This is a genomic window from Legionella birminghamensis (assembly GCF_900452515.1).
Taxonomy (GTDB): domain Bacteria; phylum Pseudomonadota; class Gammaproteobacteria; order Legionellales; family Legionellaceae; genus Legionella_C; species Legionella_C birminghamensis.
In genome coordinates this window covers 2315755-2340199 of record NZ_UGNW01000001.1, presented here as the reverse complement: position 1 = coordinate 2340199, position 24445 = coordinate 2315755, and the positions used below count along the sequence as shown (strand labels likewise).

The window sequence follows — 24445 nt, the reverse complement described above, 5'->3', positions numbered from 1 at the left end:
CGGCTCACTCAAAAGCGATACCAGGCTTGCGCCACTAGGCTCTGTTTAGGGGCAAATCAATCGTTATAAGGCAAACGATATTGCCGGTTTACAGCTGTTTTTTGTTGGTAGTTTTCTCCTTTTTAGTTTAAACAGATTAATGAAGTGACAAAGTAAAGCTTTGTCCTGATTCCTGGTCATTACAGAAGTGTTGATGACAGCAAGTTTAAGAAAACTTACCCTGCTGAGAAGCAGATTATCCATGAGGGTTTCCCGACTTGACGTCCAGCCACTGGGTTAGGGAACAAGGTGGCTCAGCGTAAGACCATTTAGGTTTCGCCTGTACTTCCCAGGCTCATCAGTTACGCTTGATTAAAAATTATCAAAATGATGCTTGCCAGGCAAGCGGTTGGATATGAATATTTTGTCCTGTCGGATCCTGCCCGACAGGACAAAATTATTTAATATATTGATTTTATTATGTAAAATCAAAGGTTGTGTTATGCGTCACTGCAACTATTAGCAGTGACGCATACTATCTAATGTTTCTTATTTTTGAGGATAGAGATCTTCCCAACATGGTTCATAATTTTGACAGTGATAACATCCGCTTTCCATTTCTTCAGGTCCTAGACCATGACAATATATACATTCATTTAAATCATCTTGAGGGAATTTCTTTTTGCATTCAAAACAAAAATAATCGTTTTGGTATTCAATAAGACTATGAGATCCGCAGTAGCAATGAACATCGAAATGATCTTCTAACTTGAAAATATTTATTTTAGTTAATAATTCAACCCATAAGTATTTTTTGTGGCAATTGTTACAGATGCATTTTTCTTCTGAAAATACATTTGGTTTTTTGCATTTTTCACAAGTTGCAAATAAGCTTATTAATTCATATCCACACAATTTGCATGAACTATTAAAAATAATATTTTCTGTGTATCTCGGTCTAATTGCACAAAAAAATCTACAGGATGGACAAACTGATAATCTAATATTTAGACGGTCTTTCTTTATAATGTTAGCTATTTCGTCATGTATATAGTATGTATATACGAATTTTTTATAAGGTCCATACTCTTCTTCGAGTTGTTTGTAAGCGCTTTTTATTTGATAATTAAAATCATAAAAAACAAATTTCCACCGGCTATTCAAATATAAATTTAAAATATATAATCCATGCATTTGATCAGATAACAATAGAGCCTTATCCTTTTCAGACAACGGATTGCAAAAATGAATCCATTTGTTTCGATGATTTTTAATGTTGGTTAGTATATTTTTATGAGCTTTATCTATTGGTGAAGAAATTACTTTTTCTAAAACATCACACATCTCATCAAAATTTATAGAGCAAAAATCCCCACTGAGATATTTATCTAAATTTGGTTGCCCTTTTACGATTAATGACCAGTGCTCACTAATGATTCGAGCTTTTAATAATAGCTCTACACCGGTCCAAAAATTTATATAAGAGAATTTTAAATCCCCATTTATGTCTTCAAGAGATTTTTTTAAAAAGTCTATAGCATTTTCGATAATAAATTGTAACTGTTTTCGATTTTTCATAATTGTCCATTTTGTAATTATCAAGTGCTAGAGTTTTTAACCGATATACTAATCTGAAATAAAATACTCATTTCCTTTTGATATGTATCTTTATATTTTGTATTTTAGTTGAGATTTTGTTCGATTATATTTAATGGTTTTTCTTGTTAATCTTTCTTTATGTTTCACTAATTCTAGCAATATATTTTCTGCGAGATAAACAAAAGTGTAGTCAGTTATATATATATTTTAACTGCAGAAAATAATATTGGAAAAATAATTATAAAAATTCAAGAGAAAGCGGGGCGGCCCTTTTCGCAAACCTTACTATGTAATTATCAGTCAAATCATTCTACAACTCCATGGGAGTAAATTTTAATAAAATAGATTATTTCTTATCTATTTATTTTTGTAATTAATGAATCAGAACTCATCTTGTTTCCATTTAATGGCAATGGCACCCTAATTTTATATAGTTCACCACCATTGACTAAAACAAAAGCCTGCCCCTTAGGTAAAGAAATAACATCATTCACATCAATCATAGGTACAGAAGATGTTTGAACCCGATCTTCATTGGTGGTATTAAAATAAACGCCATCTTCGCCATGAGGAGTATCATTAACCATAGAAACCTGCGTGTAATCAACCACGCCAACTTGGGGCAGCATTTTAACCAACAGGTTAGCTGTTTCTTCATTTTTAACTCGAAGCATAATCAGGGTATTAAAATTGCCTTCTGTTACCTCCGCTTTGGCTTTGGATCCGAGGGCAACCTCCATGTCCTGTATGGTTTGGGCGTATGCTGTAACCTGAAAACCAGCACCACCGGCCTTATTGAGAATCTTCACAAATGAATCCTGAATAATTTCTGATAGCTCGTCACAGTGCAGGTTCAAACGGTAATTAGCGTTACTTTCCTTATAGATCTTCCCGGCTGTAGATACTAAGTCTGATAAAAAAGCCTTGCCGACTGCTTGTGCTATGTTGGGGTTGGTTAAGCTATCAAGTCCAATGTAAATGACTTTTTTCTTTTTAATAGCGGTCATTAGTTCAATCTCATTCTGGCTTTGATTAAATGAGAAAATACCTGTCGCATTACTTTTATTTATTTCTGAGAGGACAGGACCAACACTGGCTGTAATTTTGTCGTAGTAATGTTTGTCCATAATGGCTGCATCGTAGAGATCAATCAGGATTTGATCATGCAGGCTTTCCACATTGCCGGCGGTGATTGTCTTGCTAATATGCTCTTTGATGTATTCAATAACTGCTTTGGTTCTGTCCATTGGAGCTGCATTCTTATTTTTACGGCTTTGGCGTTCTTCATGATGCGTCAGTATTGCATCAACTTGCTTATGATAATCCTGATAGTGAGTAGGCATAATGGTATCTGCATAGGCCATGAGGAGTTGATCAAGACGGCTGATATAAAACGCTATAGATTTATAAGTGATGGGCTGTTTCATTTCTTCCAGACAAATTGCAACGATATTGACGTATTTCCAGGCGAAGGCTGCGAATTGTTTGCCTTCACCTTCTGCTGCAATGGCATCAGTGATACGAGTGGCAACTTCGCTGACCTGATCATAGTTTTTTAATGGGTTGTAGTGGGCTGACAGCTCGGGAAAACCTAAATGGACTATACGAAAATCATACAAGCGACCGGATGCTTCACAGGCTGAATACATATCGCGAACCAAGTCCAGATCGCCTTTAGGATCAACTACAATCACCGCATCGCCATTTCTAATGTCCTGATTGATGAGAATACTGGCTAATCTTGTTTTACCTACGCGAGTAGTACCTACCACAAAGGTATGGCCAACTCTTACATCTTGTGGGATGTAGACCGGATCGTCTTTTTCACCTAAACCATGCAGGTAGGGACTACCTCCCACCGGTGGATCAGGTCTAAATGGATTCAGTTTGGATGAACTGTTGAGTAATCCTGCCACGTATGATTTTTCATGCTTTTGACAAAATTGCCTGATGGCCTGGTACCATTTGCCACGTTGCATAAAGGCTTCATTTTTTATTTGCTTAATTTGGTGCAATCGCTGCGTATGATGTGGCAACCATCGAAAGCCTTTACCCAAAAAGAGCCATTTTTGAGAAACAGGCACTTGAGTCGTAGATAAAGCGTAGTAAGGCATAGCAATTAAACGCCGATGGTAGCGTTTGATCTTAAATGCCTGATATCCCCGGACCAAACTCAAAGTCATCAAACTTAGACCTGCGTAATAGCCCATGTATTGGGTTAATAAAAATAAATGAGGTTGAGTTGCAGCAAGCAAGGCGAGGGCTGTGCAGGTCATGCTGGTATAAATTTCTGTTGGTTCGCGAAGCAAGTTTTCAACGGGATAATTACTCATGATTATCTCCACCAAACCAATGCTTCAAAAAAGATCAGCGCTGCCAGTAAATACCATTTTGCATTTAAGGCGGAATTGATTTGCTCTTGTGCTATTTCATGAGAACTGCGATTCACGAATGCATGGATAACTCGAGGCCATAAGCAGAATAGGGCAATATAAAAGAGGCTGTGCAGAAGAAGAAAGCTAAGCTGATGTAAATGAAAGAACTGGTTAGCTTGGGTTAGCTGCGGGCTAAACTGTATAAGCTGAGGGGCTAACAACACAAGCAGTACTACTGGCAGAACATATTTTGTTATGGCTATAATGGCTGTACGGGTGTACTTATTTAACATGGACAACTCCTCATGATTGGGAAGAACAGAAATCATAAATCCATGACCTTTACGGCATTGAGAATCCTTGGGAATGTAGTTGTTGTTGCTTTACAGGTGATAGCCTCCTTTGCCTCGGATTCGCGAGGAAAGCCCCGTTATACCGCTGGAAAAGCTCAGCAGCTTTACGAAGAGGGGGCTATTAGCGGTACTGAACTTGCACGTCATATTCACGGCGAATAAAATTACCTGGTTCATGTTTTTCCTGCACTAGCAATTTTGGCACCCTGCCTTATAGTATCGGAGGCAGAATTAGCAACCTTGTCGCTCTGTTGGCCTGCTTCATTTACTAAAGCGCCTAAGACCGCTCCTGCCTCACCGCCAAAATGACTGGAAAGCTTTAGCAGTAGCATTGGACCGATAAAATAAAACAAGACCGCCATATTTCTCATGGCTGAAACGGCATCATTTTGTCCTAGAGGATCCAGCACGCTTCGTTCGACAAAACCGACCAGATGCCAGAGGTATTGCAGAAAAATTGCCATAGTGAATAATCCACAGATACTGCCTAATGCCTTCGGGTTGTAGCCGCTTAGGGCCAGAACAACCGGTGTCATAATAATGATAAAAAAGTATAAAAAGGCTTGCATGACCGGCAGTGTTTGCATGATTGCTTCACGCTTTAAAGGCGTGGAGGTCCATGATTTTGTCCATTGACCGATGTTAACCAGCCCCTGGGAAATTGCACCACCAAAAGCCCCATTGGTGTTATCCATCATGTTTTTAACACTATTGGCTTGCATGTCACGGCTGTCATTCAAAAGCATTTTTGCAATATAATCCTCTGAACTTAATTGTGACCCCCATGCTTTCGGATGATTATTCTTAAAGGTGCGCACTCTATCTAATACGGCATAATAATTAAGATGGCTATCAAAGACGCTGGCATTATTGGCCACTTGCACCAAATCGTTTCTCAACTTTGACCACCACTGGTTACAGCTGGGGTAACCTTGTTCTGGAAGATGTTTGGCATCGATATCACCGCGTTCAGCAGCTTTCTCCAGATTTTTATTAGGCGCTTCATTGAAGCTAAATCCAGGAACGGGTTGGCGAGCATATATTTTGCTGTAATACAGCGTTTGAAATACTTTTGATCCAACCCATTTCAAATCTTCTTCACCACCGTATTTCTTTAAGATCTCATCTACCTTCGCTTTGTCATGCTTCTCATTGTAATAAATGCTGCGTGCTTCAAGGAAACACTGGCGATGAAAGTTTAGCGCCTGCTCTCGTACATCAGCTGGTAGATATGTAGAAATCAAATCGCCCTCAATGGACTGCAAGCTATCCGTACAGCCAGTCACCTTCATCAAGCCATAGGTTAAGCCAGACATATAGTTTTGCAAGATTGCAAATCCTAAGGGCATTTTGACATTGGGAGTTAATACATCAGCAAAGGCTTCATCATAAGTTGTTCCAGTATCTTTTAAGGTGGACGTTTTGGCGTCAGAGTCTTTTTTGATACCGCACATGGGCTTAAAGCTCATGGCTTTTTCTTCCAGTGGCACGCAAGGGTAGACAAAGAGTCCGCAAATTAAAAAGGTTATTGCCAGTTCATAAAGAAAGTTGTTAAGGGCGTGTTCTGCGGCATGATGGGTAGAACCACTAGGTGCCAGTACGTTCTTCAAAAAACGATAACCGACCATTAGAAAACCAAGGTATAAAAGCCCTGTCTGCCACAGGGCATTAAATAAGACTTCATACTGCTGCCAGCCTAAATAGGTGGTGTAAAGCGATAATGGGCTAAAAACTACCATATTAGGCTCCTTTGGAATTTGGTTTGACATAAACGGCACCATTTTTCACTTGCGATTGCTCATGGTCATCACCAGGCAAACCTTTAGCGATTTCATTGCTGCGCATGTCCATTAGAAGTCCTAACGTTTCGGTCATCATCTTTTTACGCACGTCATTTTCAAATGCGAGAGAATGGATATCATCATCCAGTTTCTTCAAGGCAAATTTCACCATATCTAAAGCGGGTTTTAGGTTTTGTACTTCTTGCACCTGCAAGCCGGATTGCAATATTCGGCGCATCATCATGGCCTTATCCAACATATTTTGTACGGCAATTTCTTCGGCCAGTTTGGATACTGTTAGAATTTGTTCCTCACGTGGCATTCTTTGAATAGTGATAATGATTTCATCGGTAATCATCAAATTGGATGCGCTGACCAGTTTGAGTTTTTCCTCAGTTAGCGGCCATTGTTTGTCAACCAGTTGCCACAATGCTTTTGATACATTGGATGTACACGTGTTAGAGCTGTCACAACTTTGTAGTAACGCCGATAAACCAATACCAGCTTTGGCATCATGCTTAGTTTTATCCGCGGTATCTTCTGAACTGCTAACATGAATATCGCCCAACACCTTCACAGCCCAATTAGCTGCTTCGACAGGCGTTTTCCAGTTTTGAGTCATGGGAGTAACGGTAGTCGGTTGTTGCTCATTATTGAGGGGTTTGCGGTTTAGCAGAATATTGTATCCAGCAATGACTACATCATTAATGACCTTAATAGGGCGTTGATATTTACCACCAGCATTACCACTTTCTTTGCCTATCCAGGGTAAGCCATACTCATCTCTTTTTTTAGCAATGTTTTTGGCTGTTGCAGTCACATCAACATTTTCAGTTTTGGCGCGCTTGGCTGCATCCAGCCAACCTTGGCTATCAGAAACAGACAACATGCTTTCCATTGGGGATTGTCCTTCTTCCAGCGTCTTTTTAACATCCTGACAGTCTTTTACTTTGACAGAAAACTCATTCATGGCATTTGCTGCGGTATTCTGTAATACGTTATACAAGGCGGGCATGGATTGCTGAAGTTTATACATGGGGAAGCCGGCTACAGAGCCTTTCAAGTTATCAATAACGCCTCCTGGGATATTCATGGCCGAGGATTTCATATCCTGAAAGGTATTGGTAATTGAAACTACAGGGTTAAATCCGTTGCAGGTAAACCCTAAACGAGTATCGACATTTCCGCCAATAGTAATGGTTTGATCATTATTTACTGGTGGCACATAAAGATTTGATGAACCGCCTAGTTTATAGTAATAATCCGATTGATTAGGTAACAGTGAGCTGGCAAGTACAGCTTGTGGGATTATCAAGGCGAATAAAGTCGCAGGTAATTTAGTCATAATAGTTCCTATCGTTTTTGAGGTTGACCCACTTTGGGATATGACAAGGCATGTACCAGCTTTCCTTTATGCTGAATGCAGCCGCGATATTTGCGCCAGACGACAAAGATATAATTGCCGTTTCCTGATTTTTCATCTTTAATGCCCATATCAGAGTTACTGAAATTAATGTTGCGATTGTTTGGATATACCTCCTGCCAAATGACATTTTTGTGATGGGCATCGAATACCACATTAGCTACCACACAGTTTGGGCCACAAGAGTTGCTCGTGCTTTGGGTCACATGAAGACTGTTTTTATTGGTCACGATGTCTGCAGCATGAAGTGCTGCAACTACGGATGCTCTAAAACGTGAGGGTTGAGTAACTCGCATAAGTCTGGGAATTTCATGCCCCCACGACTGAGTTGAAGACCCTATATCATGGTTGAATAACAGATCGGGATGCGTTGCCATGTAGGCAATTTCAGCAAGCTCTGTGCGGTCTGAAACCGCATCTGCTTCACTGATATAGTAAGGATAACCAAAGCGGGTTTCAGGTTTATGCGATAAATAAGGGAAGCGATACACGCCAGCCGGACTGCCAATCACATCGACAACCCGTGTGCGCTCTTCATTAATATGCATGTCAGAAGTTTGTCCTGCGTCATCGCCGAATCCAAGCGCTGAACCTGTTGCTAGTTGATAGGCCTTTTGGTACAAAGCCTGGCTTGCGGGATTCTCATAAAGTGCATGCGCTTCAATCCACGGATTAGTTTCTGGGCGATTAGACACCGTGATAATGAGATCAGGTAAAAACTGTTCAATTGCAGGAACCACTTCCATCTTAGGGGGAAATTTACCCACTGCCCAGGTACAGGAACCAATCACCTTGTAATGCGTGTTGATAAATAGCTTACTTAATACTTTAGCGGCAATACCAAAACTAGTTTCAGGATGAGGTGGTTCAATGCTTTCTGTTGCATGAATCATCGGACTAATCAGCATAGAAATAAGCATCATGACTTTGGCTTTGTTTTTTATTTTCAAGTTGTTCTGCGAGCAATTCGGCCGCTTTGAGGACATCATGTTGTTTCTCCAGGGTATGTCGCTGTGCTTTTTCTGATTTTTCAGTCATTAAAAGAGCAAGCAGATAGCGAGGGGGAATGACTCGAAATAATCCCTGGTAACGTGAGCCTAATAAAACTGCTTCCGCATATAAGCCTTTTTGCGAATCAATATCCCTGATTAAGGCTTCCTGTTGTGGGGTTAATGATTTAAAGCGTTTGACATCGGTAATTTCCTTTTCATCAAGCCCCAACAAAATCCAGGTTTCAATTAGCGATAAAATTTTAGTGGCCTTTTCCGAATTCATGTCCGTAACGTTTTGAGTAATGGCAACTAGCCAAAGACCTAACTTTCTGGCTACTTTAGCAACCAGTAAACAAACGGTTACTACAGATGCAATTTGAAATTGCAAATGAGACTCATCAATAAACAGAAAGGTAGGGCGGTTGTCGTTTTGAGTGGCTTCTGCCATAGCCAAGATTCTTGGTAATAAAGACACCATGACTAAAGCCAGCTTTCCCGTATCATCTTTAATCGCTGAGATATCGATATGAAAAATATCAAAATCCCCTAAAGGTTCAGTAGGCACATTAAAAAAGCGTGATTTGGCGCTGTTAATGACATAACTATTTAATCGATCGTGCATATCTAAAATACGGTCTTTTTTGCGTGGAACTGTTTCCTTTTCCAATCGCCGTTTAAAGCTACTTACGATATGTTCAGTCAACATTTGCGGGATGCCATTACTAAAAGAAGTTAAGATGGCGTCACTTAATACTTCAATTAACAGCGTCTCATCAGCCAAAGTGAATTGCTCTTCCTCCAAGGCATTGGCTTCTGTAATCATGGTTCGCAATGCCAAGGCCAGTTCTGCTAGATAGGAGCGAGAGCCATCATCACAAGCGAGTTCTTCTGAATGAGCAGGCTGTTGAAGATTTTCTTTGAGTGCCATGATTTTTTGCGCAATCAGGGCTGCTTGCTCAGCATTTAGATTATCTGTAATTTCGGGAATGGCTTTATAGGCTTCGCAAAATGGATTTAATGGAACGGCTTCATTCTTTTTATTACTTAGTAGTAACTGTTTGGTTTTTTTACCATGGGCTTTGGCATGAATAAGCATACGGTCAAAGGAGTTACCCATTTCAAAAAGGATAATACGAGCATTTTTAGTGGCCATAAGTGAATTAATCATCCAGCCTGTAGCCACTGATTTACCGCCACCTGAATTGGCAAATAATGCCATGTGGGAGTTTTGGCTGATAAAATCATGATGTAACACGTCAAAGAGAACTGGCTCACCTAAACGGTTAAAAAAAGTAAAACAAGGAAGGTGTCTCGCACCTTGATTGCGCCCATACACAGGCAATAAGGAAGCTAATTCGGAAGCATACATCAGCCGATCAAAACGCAAGTATTTGCGAGCATATTGCGGAATAAAATTAAAAGGTAAAGCATTGAGATAACTGTTGATAGGATGAACATCAAAACAAGACGAAATCAAAGGCATTTTGGCTTCAATAAACAATTCTTTCAGTTCTTTTTCAATGCGCACTACTTCATCTTTCGTGCTAGCACGATAAAAGATCGATTGATTAACCCAAAACAGACGATTTCCCATAGACAATTCATCGCGCGCGGTTTTGATATCTGCTTTGACTTGTGAGGGCTTAAGGCTTGTTCCTACAATGCCTTTTTCAAGACGCATAAGATGTGTATCCAAGGCTTCATCATTTTCAAAAATAACCTGAATGGTGTAGGTAGCGCCTTCGGGAAGTTTATCTAAAAGAGCATATCGATGTTTGGGGTTCGCTTGTGTTTTTTCCCGTGATAGAAGACCAATTTCAGGAGATTCTTTCAAACCGTCAATATATAGAATGCGGTGGTGAAGCTCATCAAATATAAATCCATGTTCATCACTTTGTGGTTCCTGAAATAAGACATTTTGGCTAAAGGTGAAGCCCGCTGGTTTATTGTCTTTTGGATAAGGAAAACAGGTCAGTAATTCTTCAGCGTCAGCTGCAAACCAGCGTATCAGCCATCGATAATAATCTTTGCCAGTTAGCTGTTTTAGTTGAAGACCAGGTGATTGTAGTTTGCTTTCTATTTGAGCCATGACCTCTTGATGCTCTATAACTGCCTGCTCTCTGGTGGCTGGTGTTTTTTGATAGAGGCGATAAAACAAAACTCTGACTCTTCTTCGTCTACCGCGATAAGGAGTGTCAGTTTTAGGATCAACAAATAATCCTTCGGGTCTTGTCATCTTACAAAAAAGATCATTCAATCGTGCCAAATAGTCATGGGTAAAAGATGTCTTGGCAATCTCCGGTGCGATACTTTGTTGGATATGTGTTAGAACTGGTTTTAAGCTGTATTCGTCATTGACATACATTTGCATCACCCAGGGATCTTCTTTGTGTAAAGGAACGACTGTGGCAAACGTATCTCGAATTTTGTTAAAAACAGCGTGTAAGTGTTCGCTAGATGCGGCCTCTGCCGGAATGGAGGCTAACTCAAAGCCTGAACCAATGCTGATACCGTCATTGAGTAAAAAGAAATTAAGCTCATCGTTGAAATCCACCATGGACAATTGATTGGCAAAAGAGGGGTTATGATTCTCAAATCTTTTTTTAATACTCTGTTGGGTGATCGCTGTTTCATTTTGTTGTCCGAGCAGCCAATCACTGACTTGATTAAATAACTTCATTGTACCTCCTTAATAACGCTCTGAAGCCAGGGCAAACTGGTTTTGTTTGTAGAGAAAAAATGCTGTGGTATAGCCTGGTTTCAGCAATTGCTCATCACCGATACGTGCTACATGAGGAAACACATAAATCGGTATTTGTGGGTTATCCAAGGGTTTGAATAAGTGTTGAATCTCGTTGGAAGCGTCTCGTGTATACCCTGAATAATTAACCGTAGTGGTCTGTCTTTTAGGAACAGACCAGCTGGGCATCGCATCTCCTAAGCTTTGCTGATAAAGCTGACTAACAGTTAAACCACCTTCGGGAATGGCAGTGGAACTAACCGAGGAAGATGCACAAGCACTTAATACTAAAGCACTACCTAAGACTAAAATCGTGTGCAGTTTGTTGTAAATGACCATAATCTAATACTCTCCCATTGGTTTCTTTATCAAGGTTTATGGTTTGGGTGATGTGAAACGAAAGCTGTGTCGGTCTGTATCCAATCGATGCTGGAACAAAAACCATGTCGAAACTGCCCTGAATGCGTTTTTCAAGCCAATCCGCTCCCTTCGTTGTTCCTTGGGAAAGAGCGCCACCCAAGGCGTAATTGCCCATAGAGCCGGTAGGTATACTTGTTGTTCCAGTCGCATTGGCGGTAGAGGTCATCTGCCATTGAGAAAGGGCATTACCAAATCCTTTGATGCCATCTGAAGCCATAAGTGCTGTAAGTACTCTAGGTGCATTGGTGAAATATTGGCCTTTGATACAAGGATTACCGTAAGCAGTGGTGAGATAGCCTAAACTTTCGTTATTGACCATTTCAGCGGTTCCGCTCATCTGCTCTTTACCCACAGTTACAAAATGACCGTCATCAAAGACAAATAAAGCGGATGTCACATAAGCTCGAACACAGCTGATATTATCCAAAAAAGAACCAACACCTATTGCATAACCGCTCACTTTCATGCCAGAAATATCAGAGGGTAAAGCGATGCCGTTGGCCGCCATTAAATCCCCGCGATTGACAATCGCCGAAAAGGGGAAAAGGGGCTGCATTAATTTTCCTTCAACCGGTACTTCTCCGATCAGGGCAGATAACAAGGTTGTGCGACCAAGATCAGAACCTGCTGGGATGGTATAGTAGGGAATTAATTGTTTTCCTTCATTTTCAGCTGTACCTGATTTGGTTTGTTGAGTGAGTGCCTTGCTTTTTTCTTTCAACCGCTCCCAGTAAGCCAGTTCAGTTTGACTGTTTTCCTTTTTCATTAATAAGAGATCAATATCTTTAATATTTTTCTCTTTTTCAGGGATTGTCGCCGCTTCCCCATGAACTACATAAGGTTTGTCCTCCTGTGATGTTTCATTGATTGTTTTAAGCGAAGCAATCTCCTCTTTAAGTCTTTCTAAGTCTTTGAGGAGCCCAGAATTGTTGTTTTCAGGTATCTCTGAAGTGCTTAATTTAAGGCGATTGTTTTCAGATTCAAGGCTAGCCAGTTTCTTCTCGGTTTCTTGTAACCTTGCGGCAACATCACGAATGTTGTCGTTAAATTGGCTGGCAATGGCTGCATTCAGGTTATTGGGATCGCTTTGTTGTTTGGCTGGCTCATTGGAATGATGGTTGCTGTTCATTAAAATGAGTACCGCCACGCCAACGACAACCCCGGTTAATACTTTTAATCCGGAATTTTTTTTCATCGTATATACTCCCGACTATTGGCTAACGCAGTGCTGAATGGTCTGTCAGAAACTAGAAAGACTGTGGTTGTATCTTCTTTACCTCGGGGCGCTAAAGTATTGCTGGGGTAAAAGGCAACTGTTTGCCAATTACCAATCATCCGGCGAGGATCGATAATGACCTCCTTGTTTAACAAATTTTTCAACTCTATTGCGGTGACATAAAAATTACCGCCATGCCATGAAATCAAGGGCCGTGCCTCAATGCTTGCCCCATAAAACAGATTTATTTGGCGTCGGGTTTGCATAGGTGTTCTACCTATCCCTTCAGGAATTACCAATAATCTTTGTGGTGCATACAATGACTGAATGGCAAAACGGGTCAGTGTGATGGCATTCATGTCAAAGGAATTTGCGGGTTCTTGAGTGGTGTTGTTTGTCTCTTCCTTACTCTCAAGCAATATTTCAATGGGTTTGCTAACAACGGCTTTTTCTTTAGTAGTGAGATTAAGAATAATTACTTCACCCTGGGGCATGAGCTGTACCAGCAGGCGTTTGTTTTCAAAAGCCTCTTTTCCTTTGAGATATAAAGTATCCTGAACTTTGAGCACTGCAATTTTATTGCCTGCCTCATTGTCCACAATGCTCACTGCCTGAGGGAAATGAACCAGACGTTCTTCATTCAGAGATAAGTCCAGTGGAATGGGTGTTTTATCCCATAACACGTGCTCAGCATCGAGAGCAAATGTTTGAATACTGCAAGCCATGCTCACCAAAGCCAATAGCCATTTAAATTTTTTCATTTGGTTTTTCCTCCGAGTGAGTAGCTAATAAATCTTTAACGAGAGTTTCTGGTTGGGTGTACCCATCAAGGGCAAGCTGAAAGGGGTTTTGCAGACGAGACAGATTTACTTTGACGACTCGGATATGGTAATCAACCACCTTGTCGGCTATGACCATGGGGCTGTCATCTTTTAGTCTTTGGGTAATACGCAAGACCAGATGGACTTCCCATGTATTATCGTCCAGAAGGGTTACATCACCGTCTTCCATGAAACGATAAAGGCTTGCCACCTGGGCGCGATCAAAGAGTTGGGCATCCTTGTAAGCACCTAATGTTTTTTCCATTAATTGCTGATGGCGAGGGGTAAAATAGTAATGGAAGCCCGCGAGATTATTAGTGAACTCTGTTTTTCCCTTGTTTGACCAGGTATTCAATGCAGGTATCAATGTGGCAACAAAGCCTTGTATGTATTCTTTGGGAACTTGATTTTCTTTTATTAAACCTCCGTTGATTGTCATGGCTGGGGTTAGCCAAAACTCGAAGCGATTAGGTAATTTGGCAAGCGTAATAAGTAACCCCACTACAATTAAAATGAGTACAGTAACAAATGCCAGTAGCAAGCGATTGATATGATTTAAACTGTCAACTTTTTTCCAGTAATTAAACATGAGATTTCCTCACAATTTTGGATTTTTGCCAGGTACCGACATGGTGTAGATAGGGAGAGCGCCTTAAGCCCAAACGAGTCAGAATCAAAATGGTTTTCTTCATTAAATAACCATGCGGTTTTCCTGCTTTCAAACGAGCGGCGCGTTTGGGGCATACGGTAATAGAGACAATAAAACCCACCAGAAAACCGACACAGCCACAAGCGAGAGGATATCCGGTAAAGAAACCGCATAGGCTAAACAGAAGGCTTATAGTGGGTGTTGTGATAACTACTATCCAGAATAGCTCTCTTAGACTTAAGCCCTTATAGGCCTCATAATCATGAGATAAATGACGTGATGACGGTTGATTCATGGTAATACCTTAAATCTTGAACTTGGTTATCATGCTGTATCCCACATAGCCTGCGACAATACTGATGGCGAGATAGGTGATTCCCATGACAGCAAAAGTACCGAAGGCCACCATAGAACCGTCATTTTTCTTGGACTCTTCAATACCATGTTGTACCGTGGTGATGAATTTGATAAAGCTCATAACTGCTGCAATAAACAACAATAGACCCAAGCCCTGTCTGACATAGTTGCCAGTCACAGTCATCATGCTTTTATTGCCGTCACTGATATCATCTGCGTTGGAAATCTTTGGGAACCAGTTGTCAGCAAATAAAGCGGGCGCATAATTTAAGGTCATAAAACTCAAAGCCAGCCGTTTTACCCATTGCTTTGTTGTGACGATAGTTGTGTTCATAGTTAACTCCCCTTGACGATTAAAATAAGAATGAATAAACAAAATCCTAAAACGATGCGGATTAAGCGCGAGCCGAGAAGAATTAGAAAACCTTCCTGCTCTTTTTCTGTATGCCCCATGAAATGGTTGATGCACCACATCACTGCAAGGATGACCAGCATGATTGCAATAAAACGGATGCAACCAGAGTAGCTACTTGCCGCAGTATCTCCAGCGGCCTGTTTGAAACTTGCTGCGAATGTTTTAGCAATATCAATTTTGCTCATGGCTACTTCCCGATAAAATCAAGCGACAGCGGCTTAATCGTTTTTGGTTCGATAGCGGGCTTATTGATGTAATCAATCAAGGCATTTCTGATAGCCAGTAAATCATTACGAAGACCTGCGTGAGTTTTTCCATCAGATCCTTCAAAAGACTCAATATGCAATTGAATGCGAGTGTTAGGTTCAATTTCAGCTTGCGCTTCATCCAGTAAAGGCATGAGCGCATTAATTTGATTAATAACTCTGACCAATGTTTGATTTAAAGCTTCTTCACTGGCATGTGACGAAAAAGACAGGCTTAACATCAGCGCTAACAACAGTCGTTTCATTTTTTTCTCCTTACAAATATTTCTTAAAGCGACTTGCGGTGACAGAAACTATGACACTCAACAAGATGCTGACTGGTACAAATACAAAAGCAGGGGTAATGCTTATGGGTATTGCCAGCCATGCAGCCAGCAACATTAATAAAGCTCTTTTGAAATAATGATTTAAGCGATGGAAGACATAGGAAGACTCTCGTCCTAAAGAAGCTGTGCGAATGGCGCGCTGATTAAGCCCATCAATAAGACCCGCAGTCATGGCCAGCATAAATAAGGGGATAGCTGCCAAGAGGATAAGCAGTTTTATCAACATAATTTGTATCGTAAGACTAATCAGCGACCAGACCTGCCTGCTGATATGAATGAAGTCATCAGTAATCTCACTAAGCTCAGAGGTTGTATCAGGAAGTACATTGTCCAGTTCATTTTCAATTAATAGACGCGCTTGTGTTACTTTCTGAGTGACTTCACGAGTAGGAAGTAGCCCGAACCATGTTCTAATCTTCTCTGCTATTGTCGTATCATTGAAATCAGCAACAGCTGATGTCTGGTTTTTGAATAGAGTGGTAGCCGAATTAAAGGATGTATCAAAACCTGAATACCACCAAAGACTAAAAACCCAACCTAATAAGATCAACCAGCCTAATAGAACCAGTACTAACAGACTCATAATGATTCTTTTAGATTGTTTAGGGGGTTGAGTCTTCATTGCCATAGTTCACCTTCAATAAATGCCAGTGGGTAATGGCCTTCTTGAAAGAGAGCCATCAAGTCGTCTACATTGGCTGGTAGCAAGGGGGCTTTGGTTAGTTGTTGAAGGGCTTGTAATTGCTCGCTTTCTGTTACATTGGCAACAAATCCCAACGCATGCGCTGCTTCTAATTCTTCTGCATGTTCTTGAAGCCATTGACGTGAAATCTGATCATTGCCAATGATAAAAACAGACTGGGTGAAGTTTGTTAGTTTGATCTTTTTTCTATCTACTTTTCCCGCAGCTGCATGGCTAGATACTGGTAATCTAGCATCGAGCTTTTCCTGAAGCTTTAAAGATTCTTCGGTTAATTGAGATTGAGCCTCTTTGATATATTGTTCTGTATTGATAATTTGCCATGCGTAGCAAGAAATGCTCATCAATAAACCAGCAATAATGGAGAGTTTCTTCATCACTAAAACCTCCCCAAATCAACTATGCTTGAGTGGCCATTTTTAGAAAGTAGCAACAAAGGGGATGTTTTTTTTGTTACATTCAGTGCTTGGTAACTGAGCTCACCATGGTTCAAACTGATTCGTCCACTATTCACAAGATGTTGTGGTATTTGGTGTTGATTAGCCCATATCTGGATAGATGAGTCATCAAAGCCCAGCAACATTAAATGCAATTGTGTATTCGGGGTTTGTTCTATTGCCTCTGTGAGCATTAACACAATGGTTTTGGCGGTATCAGTTTCTTTCACAAAAAAATAGAGGGTGTCACCTTGGGCTAACTGAACCGGTTTATGGGCATAGGGTGAATAAGGGGATGGATCAAAGTCACCAATTACTGGAACATTGGCAAACAACTTGTTATATGCTTTGTAAAAAGCATTGTTCCATGCAATATTTTTACTGACTTTCTGTGCTTCTTGCTTTGCTGCCAGTTCTGCAAAATGATTACGTTCTGTTTCGTTGCGCGCATTAAGCCCCAGAATATCAATCGGTGTTTGTCTTAACCCCTCATAATAGAATTTGCTTTTATTTTTCATGAGCAAGAGGTATCGTTTTTCCTCCTCTGGCGTTAATTCCCATACTTTTGCTTCATGAAGTTGGCTCTCATTGAGTTTGATTTTATTGATGTCTTGTTCAGAGGTCAGATCATCTTCATTAAGAGTTAATCCCGTTTTCGCCAATGTTTGATCTTCAGTGGCCAAAGTATTTAACGGCTGCTGATTTAAACCGGGGATGTTTAACTCGGCGTGTGTAAGTTCACTCGCACACAAGGCAAGCATTAATACTGGATATTTAAGCATTTTGATCACCAAGAAAATCAGATTCAATCGTTACCACAACACGCTCTTTATTATTGTTTTCGAGCTCAACACGTTGTTGACCAAAATCAATCTGTAATACTGTCCACCCGGCTAATTTGTCGCTTTTTTCCAGTGGAATGGTTTTAAAGTCATATGCAACAGTTGCAATACTGACTTGCTGAATGCTGTCTATGCTGATGAGTTTAAAGGGTAAGGCGGTTACTGGGAGGTACTTAATAGGATGTTCCTTTTTATCGAGCGAATTAATTACCTCATGCAGTGCATCCAGCTTTTGAGATAAGTCTGTACGATTCTCACTGATAAGCTGGTTTATGGTGTTGTCATCTTTGGATTTGAGTTGCTCAATCAATGTGGTCAGTTTATTGAGGTCATGATTGATGGTGCTTAAATCCATCTTCTCATCAGGTTTTTTTGCTGCCTGTTGCAGGTTACTGAGCTGAGTCTGAATTTCATTTAAACGCGTAGTTATAATCTCGACATCTTTTGTTTTTTGCAGGAAATAACATTTGATTACAACAAAACTGCTGATGAGCGCTATTCCCAAACTTGCGATACTTATATATTTTTTGACTAAGGGGCAAGTAATCATTATTTACTCCTTGGCTTTACAGTTGGTTTTAAATGAAAATTCACCTGGCGTAGCAAGGAGTCTTCAATCAGAGTAAAGTCTTGTTGACCAACGAGGACCTCCAGGCCGCCTTTGACAGTTAAAGGACCTAAGTTTCTATCAACCTGAGGTAAAGATTGAGACATAACCGCTTGCAGGCTTTCGGACTGCTTTTCTTTATCGACTAATGTGAAACCTGAATATCGAAGCCACCATTTAACGGCTTGACCAATGGTTTTAACTTCTTGAGGAAAATGGATTTGTTGTACCGCTAGCAATGGATTTACCTGGGCAGCCAGTGGTTTATTGGCAACAGTGGCATAGCGGTTAATTTGTGTAACATCTGCTGCCTGAGTTGCTAAGGTCATCAAGGCTAAAAGAGTAACAAATGATAATTTCAACATGGCAAAACTCCAGCCAAGCTTTATTGCCTGGCTTTTATGGTTAATTGGATTCGACGGCAATACTTTCGGGGTTATCTTGTTTACGGTAGTAAATTTCTTCACGATCCACGTCTACCTGTGACGGTGCTTGGATCCCAAGGGCGATATTCCCATTACGAACAAAGAGAACCTTAATTTTGATTTGACCTTTATCGATGAAGATTTGCTCTCCAATACGGCGTGTAAGTACTAGCATGGGTATAGCTCCGGTTATTATTAATTTTTCAGCATCTGCTTCATGGCAGCGAGGTGCAGTTTTGCAGTTTCGAGACTTGATGGGCGTCTTTCCTCTCTCATTCTTTCAGGTGGCGGTACTCTGCGTGCCTGAGCCGCTCTGCAACTTTCAACAAACTGAGGTAGAGAAGGGGGATAGTTTTTTTGTTCGCGATATACCACCAATACGTCTTTGAAAATTTGGTTATCGAATCGCTTTAAGCCTTCGGACCATTCCTGTTTGGCTAGTAATAGCAACTCTTCATTTCTATAGTTGTTCCACCAAAGTTGTCCATAAATAGCGCCCAAACGTGTGAATAAAATATCTATTCGCAAATCGTAAGTTGATGACGTTTGTGAGTGAGTGTTCATGCTATCCCTCTTACTGAATTGCTTTGATGTCATCGAAGTCGAGGTGCGCTCCTTGACCGCAGGATGCCCAGAAGACATCGAAAGAAGTTTTTGGTATATGACTTCGTTGGCTCTTTTCATTTCTTGCTGACTCCTTTGTTGTTTGTACTGTTAGAACCTGATTCCAGCTTTCCTGAGCTAACCAATTGGCAGGATACTTCCAATTTGGAACCCATTCTCCTTGCTTCTGAAGTTGCTGATGGGCAATGATTTGTTGTTTGAGGGCGCTCATCATTTTGGCGAATAAAGCTTTGTCAGGATTGACTTTGAGAAACTCATTCCAGGTTTTAAGTTTGTCTGCGGGTTGGGGATAACTTTCCCAAAATTTTTCAAACTGTTCGCCTAAACAAACAAGATCAAGATCTGAGTTATGAGGTGTGTCGGGTTTTACTATTTCTTCTGTGTTGGGTTTTGCTGAGTATTGAGTGTAATTACTTGGAATTTCAGTATTTTTTCTCTGGTTTACTATGCCTGATTGCTGTGCCGGCTTTGTGTCGGGTTTATTTTGGTCAGGAATATCTGAATTGACTAAAAGGCATTTTAAAATGAGGTGCATATCAGCAGACTGAATTTGAATTAATCCTGCCTTTTCAAGACCTTTAATAATTCTTCGTAATTGTTGCCGGCTTGGACTGCCAGAGTTGGTAATGCCTTGATGAGGCTCAACATAAAGTGCTTCAGATAATGACTGATAACTTATTCGTCGGTTAACCCCACCAACAATGGAAGTTTTACGATCCATGTAAGGTCTTATACCAGTCAAATACGCAACTTGTTGTACATAAGGAAGACCAGCTAATGCCGATAATTCCTGAGAGTTTATAAATAAAAAATCCATCTTACATCCATCTTTCTTGTTATTACATTTGATATCAATCAGCATCAATCGATATAAAATAATTAAACATATTGTTTAATTTATGATTTATATTTGCGTGTTTGATTGATAGAGTCAATGGATTTTTGAGAGTGTTATTAAATGAACTTAATTGAAACTGAAAGTATCCTGTGCTCGCTAAAGTGAGAAGTAAAAGCCTCAGGCATTGAAGTGTGATCTCATAAATCGTCGTTAGTTGAGCAAATGGATCACCTTAAAAGCATAGGGATGAGATGAAAAAAAGTGAAATGTTTATGGATGGAGAAGTACAGTAAATGCCTATTTTGAGTGCCAGTAGTATGAGTAGACCGTCTCGCAGCATTCCGTGTGATTATAATTTTGCTTTGCCATATGAAGGTATCAATCCAGTTGAAAGCTATGACCTATAATAAATATATCTTTAGAGCTATTTACGTAATATGCCTATACCATCCAAAGATAAACTAGAAAATATAGTTGAGCCTGCTTATATTCCAGGCGTAAGTTATGCTTATGTCGAAGCTAAAGAGGGAAGCGGGCATGAGTTTGCAAGTACTTCACTCGCTGTTGGAAAAACTACAAATTCTGGTGAGGATGAAGTAGATAATGATACTCAATTTCCAGCATCTTCACTTAGTAAAATTGTATTTACATATTTAGTGTTACAGTTGGTCAAGGATAAGCAAATCGATTTAGATGAACCATTACTTCCTATAATGCAACAGAAAGAACGGGAATATGAAAGATTAAAGGTAAACGGTGCCTATCCTGAGAAAGCTATGCAATTAACAGCCAGACATGTATTGACACACACTACTGGATTGCCCAATTTTGGGTCAGGGTCGGATTTATCTTCTCCACTATCCTTTGATGATAAATCAGTTCTAGGCAAGGGATATTCTTACTCAGGCGAAGCTTTTCTTTACTTACAAAAAGTCATTGAAACAAAAACAGGTAAAGATTTAGAAACCTTAGCTCATGAGCATGTCTTTGAGCCTTTAGAAATGAAGCATTCTACGTTTTTACCGCAACCAGATAGCAGAACCAATATTGTATCAGTTCATACTGAGCTAGGGGAGCCGACATCAATCTATGAGAGCATCCCAAATCTTAGGTATGATCTTAAATTGATGTCATCATTGTCTGATCTCAACCAGTCTGAAAATGGTACAATTTATTTATCTGAAAATCCCTGTAAATACTACGTAAAAGGAATGAGTGAGCCAGTGTCCTTTCCTCCAGAAATTGATTTAACAAACCTGGCAACTAAACTGAATAATCCCTCATTCAAACGCGATATCTTAGAGATAACATCAAAAGCAGGTCATACCCCTCATCTTAATGCCGCCGGTACACTACTTACAACAGCCGAAGATTTTTCAAAATTCATGACCGCTTGGTTAAAAAATATGGACGATCCTACTTTCCAACAAGCATTTGAGTTTGAAACGAGTTTCGCACTTTCCGATTTGACACCTGAAGAGTTCAAGCGCCTAAGCAAAGCTGATAACACTCCAAAATACCTCAAGAATGCAACAGGTGATAATTATAAGCGTGTTTCTTTCAGTAAAACGGAGTTTAATGACTTAAAACGTGTAATAGACGAATCTACACAAACAGAAATCAAGGTGTTTAGTGAGAAACTTGTGCCAACAAGGGTTTACAGCATTACGGAAACCTGCGGCCTAGGCTGGCATATATATAAAAATACAGATAATAAGGTAATCGCTTATCAATATGGTGAAAACCTTAATACACGAGCTTTTATGGCTATCAATGTCACAGATAAGAAAGGTGCGGCATTCTTTACAAATTCTGAACAGGGGATGAGTATTGCAACTAAAATATTGAGTTCTCCTGATTTAGCGCCTATTGGTGAGACACAAGCATTATTTGAAAAAATGCCTCAATATCCCCAAAGTGATAAGCCAGGATGGAAAGAAACCCTGGAAGGGATGATCGCGGAAAATCAGGGTGGCATTAAAGACCTTGAAAAGGCTAGAAGTTGTTTTGCGGCAGCGGTTGTGTCATCACCCGATGACACAACCAAGAAGCGTTTAGAATGGTTCGATGCGGTACAAAAATATAAACAAAATAAGAAAGAATTTACACCACCATTGGAATCATTTGCGGGAGTGTATAAGAACCCTTTTGGCGAGAAGAGAGAAATATACAGCAACGAGGGCGCTTTAATATGCAAAGAATTCGACCGTGAAATAAAACTGGTGCGAATCTCTGACACTGACTTTTTACCTGAAAAGAATCAAGATTTCAAAATTAGCATTAATGGAGAGCAAGTGACTATTGAGTTTATCCATAGCAACCCGAAATTTTTATTTGAACAGTCTTTACCAGAATCTCGAGAGCACTCTTCATTTTTTGCAGCTATTTCCGAATTGTCAGGCCGTCAGCCTGCTCAACAGGTACAACATACTGATAGGGTTGATGTGCCTGTGCATGAAACACTAGAAGTGGCTGATTTAGAATCCGCTCGGGATTTAAATCAACGATTTCGAGAAGCTGTGGGCAATATTAGATGTGAGGAGGTAAAACCTTCGGCAGCTGAAGAGGTATTAGAAACAAATAGTTCGCCATCCTTCTCTTAGATACTGGAAGAACTGACAAAAAGTGGGATTTCAGAGCAAGGCCAACAATTGGTATAATATTTAAACAGATCGCTAACAATAAAACTAATTCATATTATGGTTTCTATGGTGGTTTTGGAGTCGTTGAAAAGGGAGTATATTTTTCTCTTTCTTTTGCCATAGAGGATTCTGTAGGAGCCATATACCCTGGATCAGATTTCCTTATTTCTTGCGTTTTATCTCTGTACTGCTTTGTCATTTTTTGTGAAACATGTGATTCTGTAGGTGGTTTATCGACCGCATCTATATGTGTTGATTCAGGTACTTCTCTATGTTTTTGATCCCTAGCCACTGCGACAGTTTGTTCATTATCATTGTGAGCGTTTGTTCTATGTATGACAGCTTTTAGTTCTTGATGAAGCATTATTTTTTTATCGTGCATATTTCTACGATCTATCATGTCTGTTTTAGAATTTTGTATTCGTCTTACAATCTCCTCGTTTGGAGGCTCCGGTAAAACGACAGGGAATTTATTCACAGTATCGAGATAATTTTTAAGTGCTAATGGAGGCTGCCCATGCTTGATATATTCATCAGCGATTTGAGAATATGCCCAGAAATCTCTAATATTAAAACTAAGCTGTTCTTTATTTTCCTGGAGTATTTGATCCATTTTTTCAAAATCACCATGTCGTGCGTAGGCAAGCATTCGCTCTCCTATTGATAATTTTTGGGATATTGCAAGTAAATCTTCTGAATCGATGGTTACATTATCAATAACAGGCTCTAAACCAAGTTTCATCGCACATACATTAACAGCCCTAATGTTTGCTGGTGAAAAATATGCATGAGTAAAATTAACAAACTCATTTAAATCCACTTTTCCTGTGTGCATTGCATTAAACAATTCATTTGTATATTTTCCAGTGTCATGTTTAATAGCGCTACCAACTTTAAATTGCCAATCACCAGTTTCGTCTTTAAAAAAAAGGATGTTTTCAAAACCCATAGCATCGAGGATGATATCTGTTTTTTGATAAAAATCACGATAATGATTTAAAAATTCAATCATAGTGTCTCTGAGCTTAGGGTCGTCATCCAAGCGTTGCAAAATAGCACCAATTCTTTCGTCAATAATTGCATAATTATTAAGATCAAAATCAGATTCATTTACCTCTTTATGAGTAAGCGCTTTATTTGCTTTATCGAACAATTCCTTGTTGTGCTCCATTAAGTAAGGATCGAGTTCAGCAGGTTCTATTTTAAAATCAAATTTTATTTTAGCTTTAAAGCACTGTTCATATGGAACCAATGATAAAGCTGCGTTTTGAGGTTCTTTTCCAGGAAGTAGTACTTGATGGGTTATATGTTGTTCTCGAATACATCGTTGTTTCCCATCTTTATCAAAAGAATCATATAATACAGCATACTTCCTCTCTAACTCGTCAAGCTCTTGTGGGCTAGGATTTTGCTTCATTAATTTAATAACAAAAGGAGCGTCTGGAAATCGATAAAGCATATGAGTCCCCCCCTCTGCAATATGCTCGGCTTTTGTTAAATCAATTGCACCAGACTCTGTTTTTGGTGCTGAGCTAATGGCTAGAATAGGAGAGTCTGTTTCTTTTGGCATAGTCATCCGCCAGGTTTTTGTGACAGATATCGTTATTATAGCCAATTG

The 24445-nt window shown here is 39.9% G+C and carries 26 protein-coding genes; 2 read left to right on the top strand and 24 right to left on the bottom strand.

The window, feature by feature from the left end; genetic code table 11:
- Window positions 1-528: 528 nt before the first annotated feature.
- The 3 genes from DYH42_RS09885 to DYH42_RS09875 form a co-directional block, all read right to left on the bottom strand.
- Window positions 529-1557 carry a hypothetical protein gene (locus tag DYH42_RS09885; protein ID WP_058522343.1) on the bottom strand — a complete coding sequence of 343 codons (1029 nt, stop codon included), beginning with the start codon at window positions 1555-1557 and terminating at the stop codon, window positions 529-531.
- Between the two features lie 374 nt (window positions 1558-1931).
- Window positions 1932-3911, bottom strand: coding sequence for a type IV conjugative transfer system coupling protein TraD (gene traD, locus DYH42_RS09880; RefSeq protein ID WP_058522344.1), 1980 nt, complete (start codon window positions 3909-3911; stop codon window positions 1932-1934).
- A 2-nt stretch (window positions 3912-3913) separates the two neighbouring features.
- Window positions 3914-4246, bottom strand: a complete 333-nt coding sequence (locus tag DYH42_RS09875; protein WP_058522345.1) for a hypothetical protein — start codon at window positions 4244-4246, stop codon at window positions 3914-3916.
- Between the two features lie 12 nt (window positions 4247-4258).
- Here DYH42_RS09875 and DYH42_RS09870 point away from each other — a divergent pair, with 12 nt between their 5' ends.
- On the top strand, window positions 4259-4468 hold the full coding sequence (locus tag DYH42_RS09870) for a hypothetical protein (RefSeq protein ID WP_058522346.1): 210 nt from the start codon (window positions 4259-4261) through the stop codon (window positions 4466-4468).
- Between the two features lie 11 nt (window positions 4469-4479).
- On the opposite strand, the gene DYH42_RS09865 is transcribed toward DYH42_RS09870, so the two are convergent.
- From DYH42_RS09865 to DYH42_RS09770, 20 genes are read right to left on the bottom strand one after another with little or no spacing between them, the layout of a single operon-like run.
- The gene (locus DYH42_RS09865) at window positions 4480-6045 is read right to left on the bottom strand and encodes a conjugal transfer protein TraG N-terminal domain-containing protein (RefSeq protein ID WP_058522347.1); all 1566 of its coding nucleotides are present in this window, start codon (window positions 6043-6045) and stop codon (window positions 4480-4482) included.
- A 1-nt stretch (window position 6046) separates the two neighbouring features.
- Window positions 6047-7432: an integrating conjugative element protein gene (locus tag DYH42_RS09860; RefSeq protein ID WP_058522348.1), complete on the bottom strand. Its 1386-nt coding sequence runs from the start codon at window positions 7430-7432 to the stop codon at window positions 6047-6049.
- A gap of 8 nt (window positions 7433-7440) precedes the next feature.
- Window positions 7441-8433: a TIGR03756 family integrating conjugative element protein gene (locus DYH42_RS09855; RefSeq protein WP_058522349.1), complete on the bottom strand. Its 993-nt coding sequence runs from the start codon at window positions 8431-8433 to the stop codon at window positions 7441-7443.
- Window positions 8408-11182: a conjugative transfer ATPase gene (locus tag DYH42_RS09850; RefSeq protein ID WP_058522350.1), complete on the bottom strand. Its 2775-nt coding sequence runs from the start codon at window positions 11180-11182 to the stop codon at window positions 8408-8410. Before DYH42_RS09850 ends, DYH42_RS09855 begins: the two co-directional genes overlap by 26 nt.
- A 9-nt stretch (window positions 11183-11191) precedes the next feature.
- On the bottom strand, window positions 11192-11581 hold the full coding sequence (locus tag DYH42_RS09845; protein ID WP_058522351.1) for a TIGR03751 family conjugal transfer lipoprotein: 390 nt from the start codon (window positions 11579-11581) through the stop codon (window positions 11192-11194).
- On the bottom strand, window positions 11538-12857 hold the full coding sequence (locus DYH42_RS09840) for a TIGR03752 family integrating conjugative element protein (protein WP_058522352.1): 1320 nt from the start codon (window positions 12855-12857) through the stop codon (window positions 11538-11540). The genes DYH42_RS09845 and DYH42_RS09840 overlap by 44 nt, the downstream gene beginning before the upstream one ends.
- Window positions 12854-13639 (bottom strand): TIGR03749 family integrating conjugative element protein, encoded by a 786-nt coding sequence (locus DYH42_RS09835; protein WP_058522353.1) that lies wholly within the window; start codon window positions 13637-13639, stop codon window positions 12854-12856. Before DYH42_RS09835 ends, DYH42_RS09840 begins: the two co-directional genes overlap by 4 nt.
- On the bottom strand, window positions 13626-14288 hold the full coding sequence (locus DYH42_RS09830; protein ID WP_058522354.1) for a DUF2895 family protein: 663 nt from the start codon (window positions 14286-14288) through the stop codon (window positions 13626-13628). The genes DYH42_RS09835 and DYH42_RS09830 overlap by 14 nt, the downstream gene beginning before the upstream one ends.
- Entirely contained in the window at window positions 14281-14643 is a 363-nt protein-coding gene (locus DYH42_RS09825) for a TIGR03750 family conjugal transfer protein (RefSeq protein WP_058522355.1), read from the bottom strand. The genes DYH42_RS09830 and DYH42_RS09825 overlap by 8 nt, the downstream gene beginning before the upstream one ends.
- A 9-nt stretch (window positions 14644-14652) precedes the next feature.
- Complete coding sequence (locus tag DYH42_RS09820; protein WP_115317151.1) at window positions 14653-14982, bottom strand: hypothetical protein; 330 nt, start codon at window positions 14980-14982, stop codon at window positions 14653-14655.
- Between the two features lie 59 nt (window positions 14983-15041).
- Entirely contained in the window at window positions 15042-15305 is a 264-nt protein-coding gene (locus DYH42_RS09815) for a hypothetical protein (protein ID WP_058522357.1), read from the bottom strand.
- A gap of 2 nt (window positions 15306-15307) precedes the next feature.
- Window positions 15308-15631: a hypothetical protein gene (locus tag DYH42_RS09810; RefSeq protein ID WP_058522358.1), complete on the bottom strand. Its 324-nt coding sequence runs from the start codon at window positions 15629-15631 to the stop codon at window positions 15308-15310.
- 10 nt (window positions 15632-15641) lie between these two features.
- Window positions 15642-16340, bottom strand: a complete 699-nt coding sequence (locus DYH42_RS09805; protein WP_058522359.1) for a TIGR03747 family integrating conjugative element membrane protein — start codon at window positions 16338-16340, stop codon at window positions 15642-15644.
- Entirely contained in the window at window positions 16331-16789 is a 459-nt protein-coding gene (locus DYH42_RS09800; RefSeq protein WP_058522360.1) for an integrating conjugative element protein, read from the bottom strand. The genes DYH42_RS09805 and DYH42_RS09800 overlap by 10 nt, the downstream gene beginning before the upstream one ends.
- 2 nt (window positions 16790-16791) lie before the next feature.
- Entirely contained in the window at window positions 16792-17631 is an 840-nt protein-coding gene (locus DYH42_RS09795) for a TIGR03759 family integrating conjugative element protein (RefSeq protein WP_058522361.1), read from the bottom strand.
- Window positions 17624-18241, bottom strand: a complete 618-nt coding sequence (locus DYH42_RS09790; protein ID WP_058522362.1) for a hypothetical protein — start codon at window positions 18239-18241, stop codon at window positions 17624-17626. The genes DYH42_RS09795 and DYH42_RS09790 overlap by 8 nt, the downstream gene beginning before the upstream one ends.
- Entirely contained in the window at window positions 18241-18663 is a 423-nt protein-coding gene (gene pilL2 / locus DYH42_RS09785) for a PFGI-1 class ICE element type IV pilus protein PilL2 (protein ID WP_058522363.1), read from the bottom strand. The genes DYH42_RS09790 and pilL2 overlap by 1 nt, the downstream gene beginning before the upstream one ends.
- Before the next feature lie 40 nt (window positions 18664-18703).
- Window positions 18704-18898 carry a carbon storage regulator gene (locus tag DYH42_RS09780; protein ID WP_058522364.1) on the bottom strand — a complete coding sequence of 65 codons (195 nt, stop codon included), beginning with the start codon at window positions 18896-18898 and terminating at the stop codon, window positions 18704-18706.
- A 20-nt stretch (window positions 18899-18918) separates the two neighbouring features.
- Window positions 18919-19287, bottom strand: a complete 369-nt coding sequence (locus DYH42_RS09775) for a hypothetical protein (RefSeq protein ID WP_058522395.1) — start codon at window positions 19285-19287, stop codon at window positions 18919-18921.
- 10 nt (window positions 19288-19297) lie between these two features.
- Entirely contained in the window at window positions 19298-20209 is a 912-nt protein-coding gene (locus tag DYH42_RS09770; RefSeq protein ID WP_237758944.1) for a hypothetical protein, read from the bottom strand.
- Between the two features lie 413 nt (window positions 20210-20622).
- Between DYH42_RS09770 and DYH42_RS09765 the strand changes: the two genes are divergently transcribed.
- Window positions 20623-22788, top strand: coding sequence for a serine hydrolase domain-containing protein (locus tag DYH42_RS09765; RefSeq protein WP_058522366.1), 2166 nt, complete (start codon window positions 20623-20625; stop codon window positions 22786-22788).
- Between the two features lie 103 nt (window positions 22789-22891).
- Here DYH42_RS09765 and DYH42_RS09760 read toward each other — a convergent pair whose 3' ends face one another.
- Entirely contained in the window at window positions 22892-24397 is a 1506-nt protein-coding gene (locus DYH42_RS09760) for a hypothetical protein (protein WP_237758945.1), read from the bottom strand.
- Window positions 24398-24445: the final 48 nt, after the last annotated feature.

Coding starts and splice junctions, on each gene's coding strand:
- DYH42_RS09865 (WP_058522347.1), bottom strand. CDS start 6,045: ATGGTAGTTTTTAGCCCATTATCGCTTTACACCACCTATTTAGGCTGG.
- DYH42_RS09810 (WP_058522358.1), bottom strand. CDS start 15,631: ATGAAACGACTGTTGTTAGCGCTGATGTTAAGCCTGTCTTTTTCGTCA.
- DYH42_RS09765 (WP_058522366.1), top strand. CDS start 20,623: ATGCCTATACCATCCAAAGATAAACTAGAAAATATAGTTGAGCCTGCT.
- DYH42_RS09850 (WP_058522350.1), bottom strand. CDS start 11,182: ATGAAGTTATTTAATCAAGTCAGTGATTGGCTGCTCGGACAACAAAAT.
- DYH42_RS09855 (WP_058522349.1), bottom strand. CDS start 8,433: ATGATGCTTATTTCTATGCTGATTAGTCCGATGATTCATGCAACAGAA.
- DYH42_RS09860 (WP_058522348.1), bottom strand. CDS start 7,432: ATGACTAAATTACCTGCGACTTTATTCGCCTTGATAATCCCACAAGCT.
- DYH42_RS09820 (WP_115317151.1), bottom strand. CDS start 14,982: ATGACCTTAAATTATGCGCCCGCTTTATTTGCTGACAACTGGTTCCCA.
- DYH42_RS09760 (WP_237758945.1), bottom strand. CDS start 24,397: ATGCCAAAAGAAACAGACTCTCCTATTCTAGCCATTAGCTCAGCACCA.
- DYH42_RS09775 (WP_058522395.1), bottom strand. CDS start 19,287: ATGAACACTCACTCACAAACGTCATCAACTTACGATTTGCGAATAGAT.
- DYH42_RS09870 (WP_058522346.1), top strand. CDS start 4,259: ATGATTGGGAAGAACAGAAATCATAAATCCATGACCTTTACGGCATTG.
- DYH42_RS09780 (WP_058522364.1), bottom strand. CDS start 18,898: ATGCTAGTACTTACACGCCGTATTGGAGAGCAAATCTTCATCGATAAA.
- DYH42_RS09770 (WP_237758944.1), bottom strand. CDS start 20,209: ATGCTGATTGATATCAAATGTAATAACAAGAAAGATGGATGTAAGATG.
- DYH42_RS09845 (WP_058522351.1), bottom strand. CDS start 11,581: ATGGTCATTTACAACAAACTGCACACGATTTTAGTCTTAGGTAGTGCT.
- DYH42_RS09875 (WP_058522345.1), bottom strand. CDS start 4,246: ATGTTAAATAAGTACACCCGTACAGCCATTATAGCCATAACAAAATAT.
- DYH42_RS09800 (WP_058522360.1), bottom strand. CDS start 16,789: ATGAAGAAACTCTCCATTATTGCTGGTTTATTGATGAGCATTTCTTGC.
- DYH42_RS09885 (WP_058522343.1), bottom strand. CDS start 1,557: ATGAAAAATCGAAAACAGTTACAATTTATTATCGAAAATGCTATAGAC.
- DYH42_RS09815 (WP_058522357.1), bottom strand. CDS start 15,305: ATGAGCAAAATTGATATTGCTAAAACATTCGCAGCAAGTTTCAAACAG.
- pilL2 (WP_058522363.1), bottom strand. CDS start 18,663: ATGTTGAAATTATCATTTGTTACTCTTTTAGCCTTGATGACCTTAGCA.
- DYH42_RS09835 (WP_058522353.1), bottom strand. CDS start 13,639: ATGAAAAAATTTAAATGGCTATTGGCTTTGGTGAGCATGGCTTGCAGT.
- DYH42_RS09830 (WP_058522354.1), bottom strand. CDS start 14,288: ATGTTTAATTACTGGAAAAAAGTTGACAGTTTAAATCATATCAATCGC.
- DYH42_RS09790 (WP_058522362.1), bottom strand. CDS start 18,241: ATGATTACTTGCCCCTTAGTCAAAAAATATATAAGTATCGCAAGTTTG.
- traD (WP_058522344.1), bottom strand. CDS start 3,911: ATGAGTAATTATCCCGTTGAAAACTTGCTTCGCGAACCAACAGAAATT.
- DYH42_RS09795 (WP_058522361.1), bottom strand. CDS start 17,631: ATGCTTAAATATCCAGTATTAATGCTTGCCTTGTGTGCGAGTGAACTT.
- DYH42_RS09840 (WP_058522352.1), bottom strand. CDS start 12,857: ATGAAAAAAAATTCCGGATTAAAAGTATTAACCGGGGTTGTCGTTGGC.
- DYH42_RS09825 (WP_058522355.1), bottom strand. CDS start 14,643: ATGAATCAACCGTCATCACGTCATTTATCTCATGATTATGAGGCCTAT.
- DYH42_RS09805 (WP_058522359.1), bottom strand. CDS start 16,340: ATGGCAATGAAGACTCAACCCCCTAAACAATCTAAAAGAATCATTATG.